Below are 13811 nucleotides of genomic sequence, written 5' to 3'. Positions count from 1 at the left end.
ATTAGATTATACTGAAATAACTAAATATTAGGAGGTCGACTGGATGCAAACAGAAACCTTAAAAAATTCAATTGAATTGGTTGAATACAAAAATACATATGAGAAGCAGTTATCAGCTTACCATTTATCAAGAGAACAATTGGAATTCACAAGTATGCCATTAGATAAGATTCAAAACCTCAGAGTTTCTAATAGCGTTAAACATATATTAATTATGGAAAACCATTTACCTGTAGGTTATTTTGCTTTAGAAGACGGAGAAAAGCTTTTGAAGTACAGCAACAATTCTAATGCCCGTTTACTCACTGCTTTTTCAATTGATTCGAGAAATCAAGGAAAGGGTTTAGCAAAAATGGGGCTCAAGCTATTGCCTAAATTTGTGAAAGAAAATTTACCAGAAATTAATGAAATAGTGCTTGGTGTTAATAAGAAAAACATTCCTGCTTACAACCTTTACTTGAAGACAGGGTTTGAAGATAAGAATGAATTTTATGAAGGCCCTAAAGGTCCGCAGCATATTTTACATTTAAAAGTTTAGTAGCATCTCTAAGAAAGCCCCTAAGAGATTTTAGATCTCAGTCATAGGGGCTAGTAATTATTTCTTTTTATTAAATTTCTTGAATAATACACTGGACAGCATTTCGCGTGTAACGAACTTTTTAGGGTTTTGCCCATCCATAATGCCTTCTTTTTTTGCCCAAGCCCAACCCTCTTTATGAACCTCGCTCACTTTACTATCTTTTTTGCCTAAAGCCTTTTCTAGTTCTTCAATTCTCTTTTTTAATTCCTCATACTGTGTGATAGTCAACTCTCCTTTCTTAATATTTTCTGTACCTTCTTCCTTAGGATCATCCCCTATATACCAAGCTAACGTTTTTTTGCCAGCTAGTCGATTTAAATCTACTTTTCCACTAATGCCTTCTACAGTACCAGTCTCTGTATATTGCCACATATCATATGGATGACTAGGGGGTGTCACTCCATATCTAGGTATCCAGACAAAATCAAATTTAGTCACATCTAAATGTAGATCGTCGTATAAATGATTTGCGATATATAAGCCAATCTTTTTCTTGGTCAGAGCACGTAATTGCGCAACGTATGCATTAATAACAGAACGCATACTCTCCCCGCTACCACCAATTGATTCTGAACTTGAAAATGTTTCAACATCTATTACATAAAACTTTGTATTTTTATTAGCACGTTGATAGAAATTCTTAGCTTCTATCCTAGCAGCAGCGGTAGATGAAGCACGATTAAATGCATAAACGCCAAATGGCACCTTATACTTTATAGCTTGTTGTTCATTATAAGTGTGCATTGTATCTTCAACGCTAGATCCATCCTGTGTTCGTATAATTACCATATCGACCGCTTTTGAAAATTTCGACCAATTTATAGTACCTTGATGATGAGAAATATCTACGATTGCACCTGCGATTATAACCACCTCCTCTCATTAAGCTTGTGCATGCAACCTCTTACTTTTATTAACAATATATGTTTTTACTTAAACACCATACAGGACAACTGCAATGAATCATGTATATACAATCATTATCTGCCTTGCTCAATTCAAAATAAAAAGGACTGCTCCATGCAATCCTTTGAAAATATTTTTACAATTTTACAGCTTTTAGAATAAGAAATCTGACTTAAAGGATAAGTTCAACAGTTCAATCTAAAGTTGTATGTCGCTTAACTCAAATTTTTTTATATTAAAAATATAATTATATAAATGAAGGCGGTGAAATCTAATGATTAAAGGACTTTATGAAGCACATTTACCAGTAAGTAATCTTAAAAGGTCAGTTGAATTCTATCTAAAATTGGATCTAGAGATTGCCTATCAATCAGAAAAAGTAGTGTTTTTTTGGATTGATAAAGGAAAAAGCTGGTTAGGTTTATGGGAAACAGAAAAAGTGAGAACTCCTTATCATCCATCGCTAAGACATGTTGCATTTCGAATTGACAGACCAAATATGAATGATATTAAAAATTGGTTAGAAGAAAGAGGCATAACTATAAAATCAGCTTTTGGGTTTTCTGATGAGGAGCAACCACTAGTGTTAAATAATAATCCACAAGCTCATGCAGCTATATATTTTGAAGACCCAGATGGAAATAGCCTGGAATGTATATCACCTCTTAGATTAAACTTCGAGGAGGCATTTGAACAAATGTCATTAAAAACGTGGGAACAAATTAAAGAAAAAGGTTTAAATTGATTTGTGAATAATTAAGTGAAAAACGGATTATAATTGAACTAGACGGTCTGCCAACTGCCTAATTACCTCCATTTACTTACACGTTTGAAAACCTTCAAGCGTGTTTTTTTCTTTTTATTTTTTCAACGAGATTTTATATAAATTAACAATTTTCCCATTTACCATTATCTCTTTTTCTTTTTTCATGCCATTTTTAAGGGCTACTTTCTCAGAAGCAGCATTCCCTTTCTGAATGAGAGCAATTAATTCGGGGAGTTTCAAGTTTTGTAAACCATAAGTTATCAAAGTTTGAGCAATTTCCGATGCATATCCCTTCCCCCAATAATTTTCTTCAATCCAATAACCCACCTCTACAAATTCCTTCCCTTCAACAATTTGTGGGACTAGTCCTGCGTGACCTATATTTTTATTAGAAGTTTTATCTTTTATGATTTTAAGGCCGTAATTCTCATTCTCCTTATACTGCTCAATAATCCAATTATAAAAATTTATTGTTTGTTCCCTACTACGTACTTTTCCATTTCCAATATATCTGACCATTTTGGGATTACTAAGTAATTTCTCTAAATATCCTATCTCATCTTCTGTATATTTAACTAGAATTGTCCTTTTGCTTTCTAACATGTAACTAATTCTCCTATCTGTTTATTAATAATTCTTAATAATAAAACTTACCTACCTGATATGTATTTTCTTGTTCTTGTAGAATTTGTACTTTTTCACCATTTTTTAAGCCAAAAGAAGTAATACTAATACAGTTTGACAGTGCATCAGGATCGCAATTTTTTCAAAGTTGTTACCGCTTTCATTAACTTCAAAAGAATTATCAATTTTACTTGTGTCCATAGTTATAATATAAATATTTTCTGCCATATCAACATCTAACTCATATTCAAATCCATTATAAACTCCATATAATCCAAATCATTTTAACCACTACTCACTTAATTATTAACTTAAACAAAATTAGATACTCATCACATTAAATCAATAGGATTAAACGGTTTCCTTTCTTCAATCAATGTTACATTACTTTTAGGAATCCATCCAAGCCATGTATCTCTATCTATTCTAGGCAAATTCAGCTTTATACCGATTAATAAATCACTAGTTTCAATTTGATATTGATATTCTCGTTCTTGGATCAGGTTTACTTTCACATCATCAATTAAGCAATAAGAGAATATAGATTCACATTCTGATAGTTCTTGTGGTTCAACAATTTTCTTAAAAATTCCTCCTCGGTTAGTTTCCTTAAATGTTTGGTCAATTTTAGCTTTATCTTCAGTCATTATTAGAATGTTGTCATTCATATCAGCTATTATTTTATATTCCTTATTATTGTATTTTCCATATATGCCTCTTTTCAATATTCCTTCCCCCAAATCAAATACTTTACTAAATGATACTTACTGCAAATGTTGGCAAATAGTTTATATTCTTTAACTAAGTTTTTGCAGTACCAACCAAACTTCAAATCTTTAATCATAAATCTATTTACCCCTTATATTTAAAGTTTCCCTAATATCCATTAACTTCTCCTTTATGGACTAAAGCTCAGATAATGCGAAAGATTAACTTTAATAACCTTTGAATAATTTTTTTTGGAGTAACCGGTTTAAAGATTCAAGTCTTGAAATAAAATTTTCAAGCGCCTCTTCTTCCAAATTAAAGGTTCTAATACCTGATATAGCACCTCTCTCAGAGGTAGCAAATACTTCATAGATATTATCTTTTTTTAATATTCCTACATGATTTGGTTCATAGTTAGGCTCTTCAAAAAATAAGTAATTTTTTAATTTTTGGTCTTTTATTATATGTGCTACTTCTTCATATATCAAAATAACTCTCCCTACATTTATTATTGGTTTAAATTTCACTCTTATAAACAGATCTCTTGAAAGTAAAAATATTGTGGATTACAAGTAAATTTAGTTATGAGTTTTTAAAACGATTTAATATAAATTCATAAAAATAATCAAATGCTTCATTTTCATCATTAAATTCCTTAATTATATAGTGACCTCCACGTTCAAAGTTTCGAAAATGTTCCATTTGCCATTATCATGTACACATCCTAACACTAAAGGCACATCCGTTATTTTAGTTAACATCATTAGATAATCCCCGGGTCTAATATTTTCCTTATGGATTCGCTCAATAAATTCTTCCTTAGTCAACTTATTCACCTCCCATTCCCTTATCGTCAATTCAATTAGAGGAGTTACAATATGGTCAATAGCATTCGTTTCACTATTACTATCATATTTAATTATTTCTTTTACCTTATGATTTACACACCTTAGGGGGTACTGCGGTATTGCTTTAACATTAATACTAGATTATAGATGAGATAATTACGCTAAATCAAAAGGATTAAACGGTCTCTTTTTTTCAACAAAGGTTACATCAAGCTTTGAAACCCAACCTTTCCATTCTTCTCTATCTACTCTGTAAATTCAATTGTGTACCAATTAGTAAATCGCTTGTCACGATTTGAAATTCATTTTCTCTCTCATTTGACTGTTATAAGTGTCTTTAAACGTACCATCTATTTTAGCTTTATTTTCGATATGATAATTATATCTTTTGTTACATGTCTTCAAAAATCATACTTAGAATATATTCTTCTATCAAAGTAACTTCACACTTTTTGATTACTAAGAAGCGCCAAAGAGCAATGAAGTGCTTTTGGCGCAAGATAGATTATTTACTATTCATTAATCAGTTTTAATTAGCAATGCTTTCAATTTCAAGTTTAAACCAGCGTTTTGTAGAATAAATAACTGTAATTACAATTCCAATCAATCCTATAAAACTTAAAGCAATTAAACTCGTAAAGCCACCTGCAAATACAATAATTAGTGAGATAACATATAGTAATAAAGCTGTATTATTTATTTTAATGTTTACTCTGCTGCCACTCTCTATTTGTTTTTCTTCACTCCCGAAAAACCATTGATTTGCTTTAACCTTTACTTTTCCTGCATCTGAAGATATTGAATACTCTTCATTGTTTTTTAACTTTTTAACCACTTGACTGTTTACTTTTAAAGATACAGGTGTTGCTCCACCCATAATGCCAGTGTTCCTTTTAACTTTAATATTCATTGTTCTCTCCCTCTACTTTACTTTGATTTATTTGTAAAAAATTATTATCTTCTTCGGATTTTTAATCATCTCAAAACGGAAGATGAAAAAAATATCTCTCTTAGCTATAGAATAAAATTGTCTCATAAAAAAAATCAAACGCATCATTTTCACTATTAAATTCTTCAATAATAAAATGCCCGGTACGTTCTTTCGTTTGATAAACTTTCCATTTATTATCCTCTAATACACACCCTAATACTAAAGGAGCGTCTGTTATTTTATCTAACACGATGAGGTATTCACCTGGTCTAATGTTTTCTTTTTTTATGCGTTCAATAAACTCGGCTTTTGTCACTTTTTCTCCTCCTAATATGCAGGTATGATTCCTATTTTCTCTAATATAGTGCCACTTAATGGTGTTACAATTTGGTCAGCACCTCCTTCCATTAATTTCTTACCAGTATTACTATTAATCCATGGTGCTGCGTTACCTTTTAATCCATATGTTACTTCTAAATCTCCGAAAGAGTTTTTTAAATTTTCTATAGAATCTTTATAATAACTACTAATTATTTTAAAATCGGTAATAGTAAGTGGTAGTTTATCATTCATTTTCAAAATTTGATTTAAATCTTCTAAATTCCCATCTTTAATTGCATCTATTGCCTTAAAATATAAATCATTTTTAAATTGTCCTGTATGTCGAGCAGTAGGGTTATCCAAATAAGGTATAGCACGCTGGTCGTATGAATAAGGCACTCCATTTTTTGGTACTATAGTGAAATTTTCACCCCCTTTTCCGCCAATCCTATCCCATTGCTCTGGAAGTGGGTTACTTCTATTTATAGGTTGTATTGAGTCTTCGATAAAGCCCATTTTAGACGGCCAATCAATAAGCATTCTACCTGTATCACTATCAAATGCTTCGTTCATTAAATATTTTGTGTTTGATACTACAGTAATATCACCTTTTGTATCTCCTAAAGCATCATAAGCCTTATGAATTCTCTGAAGCTTTTCCTCTTTAGTTAGATCATTTCTTTTTCCAATTTCATTTATATGATCAAAATATTCTCCAACATGTTCAAATTTAAGATTTTCATTTTTAACTGAGGTTATTTCTTTATCTGCTTTCATCCTAGCAACATAATCATCTGCCTTCTTCGAAACTTCACCTGTATTCTCACCCCGCTGAAGTCCTGCGACTACTTTCTCACCTGTTGTTGTCTGTACTGTCTTGATATGTACTGGCCGCAATGCTTCGTCGATGAATTTAGCTGATTTCTTGATGGTCGTTTCTCCTGCTTTGGATGTTACTGCTGCGTTCACTGGATGCTTCAGCATATATTTTAGCTGGTTGGCATGTTGTCTTCCCAGATGATTCGCATTTCGAATGGCGTTTGCTGCAGTTTGTTTTGTTTTCAATGCGAGATTATCTACAGAATTTTTGATAGGCTTGACAGCTTTATCCAAAGCTTTAGATGTTCTAACCACCACATTAGCAAGTGCGGGAACATTTTTGAGAGTCGTACGTATAGCCAGTCCGCCTGCTGCGGGAGCAATGGCAAAAACGCCTCGCATGATTCGTTCATCGTCCGAGAGCTTTCTTCCCGAAATCAAATCTTCCCCTTTTATGGCTCCTCCCATATCAACAGCAGTGTAAATACCACCGGCTACTAGTCCTGCTGGGGGACAGACAATCGTCAAACCTATAACAAGTCCCGCAGCAATAAGGTTAAACCAAAATTCCTTCTTCTCTTGGCCTGCTCGTAAGCCTTCGTATTCGAAGGCTCCTGTATTAAGCGCCGCAGTACGATAATCTTCTTCTGAAACATCTTCTTGATCTTTATTTTGCAGTTTCCATTGATTGTATTCTTCTTTAAGATTTTCTGAATAAGTGGTGTCTGCTTCATATAAATCATCTATTGTAATGCTTGTTTTATCGGTTTTGAACAACCAGCCTTCTTCAACATGTATGGTGTTGGTTGTATTATAAGAAGAAATATTTAGATCAGCCATTGATTGAATATACCTGTCTATCGATCTATAGAAGGGATCATCTACCTTTTCATCAATTACTTTGCCAATTCCCTTAGCATAATCATATAACTTTTTATAATCTTGGCGAATGGGTTTCGCCTCTGGTTCATAGGTTTTGGGTTTAAAAGATATGGCATGATCTATATCCTTTTCTGATATTTCAGCTTTGGAGTCTTTGAATAGATCATCTGACTTTTCATATTTATTATCGTATTTGTGGGCTTCATTAACCTTTTCTAAAGCACTAGCAACTTTTGACCACTTGTCCGCTTCGTATAATAGCTTCACTCTTCGATCAGCCCCAGTCCTTTCGCTATTTCTGTGGCAAGGGCTTCATCTTCTTCTATCATGCTATTCATAATGCCGTTGACTACAGAGAAAGCACGGCTGTATAAATTGTTTAACTCCAGCATCCGATTATTCGCATCCGTATAGGAACCCATATTCTTTTTTGCCTTGCCATCTAGGTAGAATTGAATATTGTTCAAATTTTCGATAGCAGGTTTCATGTTGACCTCTAATTCTGTAATAATTTTTTCAATATATTTCAGAAAAGACACCATTTCGTCTACACTCATCTTTATTTCTTGACTCATTGAATGTGGGCCTCCTTATAAGGAAAACGATAAAAATCGTAAATTTTCTTCACAAGAAAATATTGGCTCAGCTGATAGACTATATTATTTTCGATATCAATACCTTGCAGCTGCCCATTATTTTCAAAAAACATCCATTGCTCAGCAGTTGCGGATTGTTCTTCATAATTGATAGTAAAGCATTCCAATTGAACAGTCGGGTTCCCTGATTCAAAGTATTCTTCAGTCTCTTCCATTTGAATTTGCCTCTTTAAATAGCTCGTATCCTCCTGTAAGGGCTCGCGATTAAAGAGTGGGTAGCCTTCCATAACTCTCTTTAGAAAAGCAATATCCTGGTGAACAAACAACTGGAGTTTCCCCTCTTCGAGCCATTTGATAGTAATGAGGTGCTCATCCTTGCCAAAGCCTGTCATCAGGTTATCAAGCCTTATATAACGGTCACTTGAAGCATATTGCTCTAACACCTTTACAAGAGTGAAGCCATCCTTCGTTAACTTACCTTCAACATCCATAATATTTTTATCAACAAGGCCTTGTTTTGCCACCTCAAAGCCTTGTTGATTTTTCATTACTAGCAATTGCCTATCCGGCAAGCCAAAAAGCATGCGGCAATCAAATGCAGAGGCAAGGAGTAATAATTCCTCTGAAGTAAATTTTGCTGTCATCCAATCCCCTCCACTTCAACAACAATGTCTTCTTGCATCAACTCATCCATATGTTTTTTTAATTTCTCTAGGGATTCCAGATTTTTTTGAGCTGCTCCACAAATGTCATCGTGATATTGGATGATGATATCCAAAAAAGCTGTGAATTCATCTTTGGCACGACCCGACCATTCTGAACCGCTTAATGTACTGGAAAAACCTTCAGCGCTTGCTTTTGCATCATAAAGTGCTCTTTTGATTACTTTTGCTTGAGCAATAGCTTCGTTTAATTGGCTGCCATTAATTTCAACATCTTGAGACATATTGACCCTCCTATTACTTTTTTTGTTTTTCTAGTTCTCTTTCTTTTTCTCTTCTTTCTCGTTCTCTTTCTCTTTCTCTCTCTTCATCTCCCAGCCTTTGATAATGTCCAGCTCGTTCATTGGCAATATTAATCGCTGAGGTATAGGATTTTTTTTCACCTTTTAACTCTTCCATTAGCTTTAGCATCTTTTGGTCAACGAGTGATTGTTTTGTCTTATATAAATTTGCAGGAAATCCTTCGCTCTTTAAAGATGGATGTTCTTGCTGATAGGCATCTGTAGAACCCTCAATATCATCTATGCGGCTTTCCAACCTTTCCTTATCATTTGTTAGAGCCCGCGATAATTGACGATATTGTTTAGCTTTGATTTCATTTCCATTTAAGAACCAATTAAAGAAATTTAAATCTTCCCACGCCATATCTACACCCCTACTTTCATTGTGGATAATAGTTTCACTTTCTCAACATGATTACCTTTTATCATATAGCCTTCTGAAGCATTCAACTCTTTTTCACGATATGGTCTTTGTACTTCTAAAACGGATTGATCATTTAATCGGACCATTGATAATGCTGTACTTAATTTCTTTAAAGCCGTTGAGGCTTCATCATAGCTTCTTGTCATTTGGCTATTCATACCGAAAATTAGATGCAGGCCGTAAGTAGCCCCTTCTGAGATAACCTTCGCTAATTGAGACTGCGATGTGGATGACAGTTGATTAATAATTGCCTCCATATCGGTAAACAACACAACAATAGGGCTTAGTTGTTGTACAAACGCTCTTAAAGAAGTAATGCCATTTTCTCTTTGTTCGATATAAGATTGTTGTCTCGCCTGCTGTGCTTCAAGTAATTGTTCAATTAATGCAACTACATCATCATTGTTTTGGACATATTGCGATTGGCCACTATGCAAGGAACTATAAGCGGCTGTTACTTGGTCGACTATTAATAGCTGAGGAACAATATTCGATTGATCCATTGCATATAAAATGGTTTCAAATGCTTGCATAAATCTTCTTTCAGTATCGGCAATAACGAGTAAATGCTGATGTGAGTTAAAGTCAATTGACACCGCTTCTACCTTTTCCATATCCACAGCAATTGGCCATTTATTATTTGCTAAAGCATCCTTAACAGACGGCAATGCACAGAAGAAATCTTCTGTTACGATTTCTGGTACCATTGGAATTGGTGCAGGCTTTTTACCATGCCACTGATTTTGAATCTCATCAATTGCCTTACGAAGGTTTTCAGCAATTTGTACATCATCCAAACCTTCTGCAGGTAGTGCTACTTGCATGAGTGTGACCTCATCTAATTTAATCAACGCACGGCCTGGCATCTCTTCAATGGATACATCTGCTTTCCCCATAATTCCTCTGCTTTCAGACTGATCAATCATATACAGTACGATTTGAGTTTTGATATTAATCAAGATTGGTGTACGAATAGCCAGTTGTCTACTTGCAGTTAGAATAAGGAAGATGCCTAGGCCTGCCCCATCTCGTGCAATGATTGTCATCAAACTATCAAAATCATCTTTTAATGGTGATTCATTTGCAGCATCCATTACATCTACGAAAATCAGAATATCAGGTAATTCTTCATGCGTTAATTCCTTATACATCGCAGCGTTTGAGACACCGATTTGACTTAAAAGCTTTTTACGTGCCTTGATAAGCTCTGAGATGCGTTTCATCCATTTTTGCAGCTTTAATTCTTCATCTAAACGAATTATATCTGCTGTATGCGGTAGTTTACGAAGTGGCAGTAATCCATTTGTTCCAAAATCGAGTAAATAAAAATGGGCTTCTTCTGGTGTATAATTCTCCGCTATTTGCATGGCTATTGTTTGAAGCATAGTGCTCTTCCCATAGCCTGGGCTTGCAAAAATAGCGACATGACCATCTCGTGCAAAGTCCAGTGCAAATGGTATTTGCGATTGTTCATGAGGCAAGTCAATCATGCCAATTTTTGCTGTTAAACGTTGCTTTTCTTTCACTACATCGCCTAATTCATGTCGGCTAATTCTACCTTCTAGCGGTGGCAGCCAAGGTCTAGGCAGTGCTTGAATGCTCTGTACTATTGCAGCTTGATGAATTTCTTCAACTACTGCCTCTAATTCTGTGGATTGCCGTTTTGGTACGTCCTGTTGTGATAAGCCACTTAAATCCTCTGTTAACACCTCATACTGACCTAGCTCGTTAATTGTATAGATAGTAAAATCTTCTACATCCTCTGCTGTCTGGTTGCCTTTGTAGGTAGCTCCACTCCATGCACTTTGGAAAAGCTCGTAGATTTCATTGTTCCCTACCTGCAAGTAAGCTCGCCCTGGCTGTGTAATCTCAGCTGCATCTTTCGTTTTGAGGACTTCGTTTGAGTCGCTTTCATTTTGTACTTTAAGAGCGAGTTTAAATTTCGAGTTTGACCAAATTTGATCATCTACAACGCCGCTTGGCTTTTGAGTTGCTAAGATTAAATGAATACCAAGAGACCGTCCAATCCTCGCTGTTGATACTAGTTCTTTCATAAAATCAGGCTGTTCGGCTTTTAATTCTGCAAATTCGTCCGAAATAATGAAGAGTTCAGGCATTGGTTCCTGTACCTTATTTTCTTCATACAATTTTTGATACTGATGAATATGGTTAATCTCATGTTGACCAAAAATATGCTGGCGTTTTCGAAGCTCGGCTTTAATCGATGCTAACGCTCGCATAGATTGAGCACCATCTAGGTTAGTAATCACGCCAAGTAAATGCGGCAAATCTTTGAATAAATTTGCCATCCCCCCTCCTTTATAGTCGATTAATAAGAAACCGATATCATAAGGATGAAAGTTAGTTGCTAAAGATAAAATATATGACTGGATGATTTCCGATTTACCAGAACCTGTAGTACCTGCTACTAAACCATGCGGTCCATGTGCTTTTTCATGAAGGTTAAGATAAACCAAATCATCCTTTCCTCTAAGTCCAAGCGGTACAGCTAGACTTTTATACGGTTTATGTTTTTGCCAGCGTTCTAATACTTGCAAATCTTGAACTGTTTGCACACCGTACATTTCCATGTACGTTACACTCTCAGGAATACGATTTTCTAGACTTTGCAGATGTTCATAGCCTGCTAACCTTCTCGTCAACTCTTCAAGCAGACTATCTGAAACAACAGAATCCAATTCAAATGATTGCTTTTTCAATTCATTATTTTGAATAAATAATTCCCCTGTCGTTGAATCTTTAACTCGTACAATTGTTGATACATGCTCAGGTAGTGATTCTACAACATCTTGCACGTATACAACAGAAACACCCAGCTGACGGCAATCATCTTGAAGAATTTCCATTATGGTATGATCCATAATAATGGTTTCATCTGTAATCACTAAAACGATTTGTGGAATGAAAACTTTTGCTTCTCGGGTATTCTTCTTTTCCGTTTCCAATTTGCGTTCTTTTAACATTTGATAAAGTGAGTTCATTACTTGCTCTCTAGAACGTTCGTGATAAACAAATGTACGGACGTTTATATTTTGTAAGCTCGCATGTGGAAGCCAACGCATCCAATCCCATTCTTTCCTCTCTTGCTCTTTGAAGACCATTACAAACTGCAATTCATGATAGCTATGAAAGAATGCTAGTTGTGCGATCATTTGTTTCAGTTGCTGCAAGACAAGTGGACGTTTTCCGATATAACCTACTGCACCGCTTCTTAAATCAGCTATAACCGGTGCATCGTCAACATGATTATACTGACGTTCTAATTCAATGGCTTTTTCCATCAGCGGATCTTCTTCTAAAGTGAATTCTTCTACATTAATTTTGATGGGAAAGCTACCATCCACTGGTCCCTTACCTAAGCGATAGGATAAGAAATCATTATGAAATGGCGTTTTTTCATACATTCTTGCAGATTGCTCCTGCAACAGCTGTAATAGCTCAGGAATCTGTGGAAAATGATAGGTTAATGCATCCGCCTGCTCTTTTTGTGCAAGATATAATTCCTTCGATTTCTCTCGAAGATATGCATTGAATTTTTCATCTCGTTCTTTCATATCTTTTTTGTATTTTTTCACATTTCGTACATAAGAGGTAACCGAGAAAATGACAGTCACAATGGTCGCTGAAAGCATAACAACAATATAAATACCATAAGGCCTAAAGATGGATACCAAAATCATGGCAGCCAACATCACTAATGGCGGCACAATCAATCTTCCCAGCTGTTCGCTTGGTTTAGATGGCCTTGTTGGCGGATTGGCAATAATTTTTTCCTCATCAGGTTGGTGGTATCGGACACGCGGTGAACGATGATACGTATGTTTTACTACTGGATGTTTAATGGCCAGGCTTGGCAAATGAATCTTACAGCTGTTTTTCGGACTATACACGAATAACTGTGAATCCTGAATAGTGAATAAAATATCGGCAATTGCTAACAGATCACCATCAAAAAATTGTCCTTCTTCTTTAGCGTACATATTGACAATAAGCTTGCTATTAACAGCAAAGAAGGAATATTCCTGTTGCCCTGTTTTTTGGATAAATATTCTTCCTGGATTCTCCTTATGTAAATAAATTGAATCATCTTCCTCATTTCCGATTGTCCACTGTGTTATATCTAGTAAATCAAAACACATTTCTTCCATTTCATAGACAATAAGTGAGAGGGATCCAATCGTTTCGACTTGGTTAAAGTTTAGTAATCTATCATCTGCAGTTAACTCTCGGCCATCCCACTTGCAAATAATCTCGCTCTTTGCAGATGACATCGTAATAGTTGCTTTTGTAATTCCACCAATCGTGATTTCCTCTGGTTGAGATGCGAGGAATTCATATCGATGGAAGGAGTCTCCTTTAGATACCGTCAATATATATTTCAT

General features: G+C 35.0%; 14 protein-coding genes. 2 read left to right on the top strand and 12 right to left on the bottom strand.

Going from position 1 to position 13811, the window contains the following annotated elements:
• The first annotated feature begins 43 nt into the window (after nucleotides 1–43).
• Nucleotides 44–538, top strand: a complete 495-nt coding sequence (locus tag RCJ93_RS01860; protein ID WP_446738222.1) for a GNAT family N-acetyltransferase — start codon at nucleotides 44–46, stop codon at nucleotides 536–538.
• A 57-nt stretch (nucleotides 539–595) separates the two neighbouring features.
• On the opposite strand, the gene RCJ93_RS01855 is transcribed toward RCJ93_RS01860, so the two are convergent.
• Nucleotides 596–1453, bottom strand: coding sequence for a glycoside hydrolase family 25 protein (locus RCJ93_RS01855; RefSeq protein WP_446738221.1), 858 nt, complete (start codon nucleotides 1451–1453; stop codon nucleotides 596–598).
• A gap of 307 nt (nucleotides 1454–1760) precedes the next feature.
• On the opposite strand from RCJ93_RS01855, the gene RCJ93_RS01850 reads away from it, so the two are divergent.
• Nucleotides 1761–2231: a VOC family protein gene (locus RCJ93_RS01850; RefSeq protein ID WP_446738220.1), complete on the top strand. Its 471-nt coding sequence runs from the start codon at nucleotides 1761–1763 to the stop codon at nucleotides 2229–2231.
• 114 nt (nucleotides 2232–2345) lie between these two features.
• Here RCJ93_RS01850 and RCJ93_RS01845 read toward each other — a convergent pair whose 3' ends face one another.
• The 11 genes from RCJ93_RS01845 to essC form a co-directional block, all read right to left on the bottom strand.
• Nucleotides 2346–2855 (bottom strand): GNAT family N-acetyltransferase, encoded by a 510-nt coding sequence (locus RCJ93_RS01845; protein ID WP_392993272.1) that lies wholly within the window; start codon nucleotides 2853–2855, stop codon nucleotides 2346–2348.
• A gap of 353 nt (nucleotides 2856–3208) precedes the next feature.
• Nucleotides 3209–3601, bottom strand: coding sequence for a hypothetical protein (locus RCJ93_RS01840; RefSeq protein WP_446738219.1), 393 nt, complete (start codon nucleotides 3599–3601; stop codon nucleotides 3209–3211).
• Between the two features lie 210 nt (nucleotides 3602–3811).
• A complete protein-coding gene (locus RCJ93_RS01835) occupies nucleotides 3812–4072 on the bottom strand; it encodes an Imm59 family immunity protein (protein WP_446738218.1) in 261 nt (86 codons plus the stop codon).
• An 889-nt stretch (nucleotides 4073–4961) separates the two neighbouring features.
• Nucleotides 4962–5342 (bottom strand): hypothetical protein, encoded by a 381-nt coding sequence (locus tag RCJ93_RS01830; RefSeq protein ID WP_150284630.1) that lies wholly within the window; start codon nucleotides 5340–5342, stop codon nucleotides 4962–4964.
• 100 nt (nucleotides 5343–5442) lie between these two features.
• Nucleotides 5443–5679, bottom strand: coding sequence for a hypothetical protein (locus tag RCJ93_RS01825; protein ID WP_150284631.1), 237 nt, complete (start codon nucleotides 5677–5679; stop codon nucleotides 5443–5445).
• Nucleotides 5680–5690: 11 nt separating this feature from the next.
• Nucleotides 5691–7652: a hypothetical protein gene (locus RCJ93_RS01820; protein ID WP_446738217.1), complete on the bottom strand. Its 1962-nt coding sequence runs from the start codon at nucleotides 7650–7652 to the stop codon at nucleotides 5691–5693.
• On the bottom strand, nucleotides 7649–7960 hold the full coding sequence (locus RCJ93_RS01815) for a hypothetical protein (RefSeq protein WP_150284633.1): 312 nt from the start codon (nucleotides 7958–7960) through the stop codon (nucleotides 7649–7651). Before RCJ93_RS01815 ends, RCJ93_RS01820 begins: the two co-directional genes overlap by 4 nt.
• Nucleotides 7957–8625 carry a DUF5081 family protein gene (locus tag RCJ93_RS01810; protein WP_446738216.1) on the bottom strand — a complete coding sequence of 223 codons (669 nt, stop codon included), beginning with the start codon at nucleotides 8623–8625 and terminating at the stop codon, nucleotides 7957–7959. The genes RCJ93_RS01815 and RCJ93_RS01810 overlap by 4 nt, the downstream gene beginning before the upstream one ends.
• A complete protein-coding gene (locus RCJ93_RS01805; RefSeq protein WP_066788226.1) occupies nucleotides 8622–8927 on the bottom strand; it encodes a WXG100 family type VII secretion target in 306 nt (101 codons plus the stop codon). Before RCJ93_RS01805 ends, RCJ93_RS01810 begins: the two co-directional genes overlap by 4 nt.
• 13 nt (nucleotides 8928–8940) lie before the next feature.
• Entirely contained in the window at nucleotides 8941–9348 is a 408-nt protein-coding gene (locus RCJ93_RS01800) for a hypothetical protein (RefSeq protein WP_251646813.1), read from the bottom strand.
• A gap of 2 nt (nucleotides 9349–9350) precedes the next feature.
• Nucleotides 9351–13811 (bottom strand): type VII secretion protein EssC, encoded by a 4461-nt coding sequence (essC, locus tag RCJ93_RS01795; RefSeq protein ID WP_446738215.1) that lies wholly within the window; start codon nucleotides 13809–13811, stop codon nucleotides 9351–9353.

Source organism: Rummeliibacillus sp. BSL5, from assembly GCF_052928305.1.
This window is presented reverse-complemented; position numbering and strand designations above follow the sequence as displayed.

Excerpts from the sequence above, each read along its gene's own strand:
- RCJ93_RS01860 (WP_446738222.1), top strand. The coding sequence starts at position 44 with ATGCAAACAGAAACCTTAAAAAATTCAATTGAATTGGTTGAATACAAA.
- RCJ93_RS01850 (WP_446738220.1), top strand. The coding sequence starts at position 1,761 with ATGATTAAAGGACTTTATGAAGCACATTTACCAGTAAGTAATCTTAAA.
- RCJ93_RS01845 (WP_392993272.1), bottom strand. The coding sequence starts at position 2,855 with ATGTTAGAAAGCAAAAGGACAATTCTAGTTAAATATACAGAAGATGAG.
- RCJ93_RS01830 (WP_150284630.1), bottom strand. The coding sequence starts at position 5,342 with ATGAATATTAAAGTTAAAAGGAACACTGGCATTATGGGTGGAGCAACA.
- RCJ93_RS01815 (WP_150284633.1), bottom strand. The coding sequence starts at position 7,960 with ATGAGTCAAGAAATAAAGATGAGTGTAGACGAAATGGTGTCTTTTCTG.
- RCJ93_RS01810 (WP_446738216.1), bottom strand. The coding sequence starts at position 8,625 with ATGACAGCAAAATTTACTTCAGAGGAATTATTACTCCTTGCCTCTGCA.
- RCJ93_RS01805 (WP_066788226.1), bottom strand. The coding sequence starts at position 8,927 with ATGTCTCAAGATGTTGAAATTAATGGCAGCCAATTAAACGAAGCTATT.
- RCJ93_RS01800 (WP_251646813.1), bottom strand. The coding sequence starts at position 9,348 with ATGGCGTGGGAAGATTTAAATTTCTTTAATTGGTTCTTAAATGGAAAT.
- essC (WP_446738215.1), bottom strand. The coding sequence starts at position 13,811 with ATGAAATATATATTGACGGTATCTAAAGGAGACTCCTTCCATCGATAT.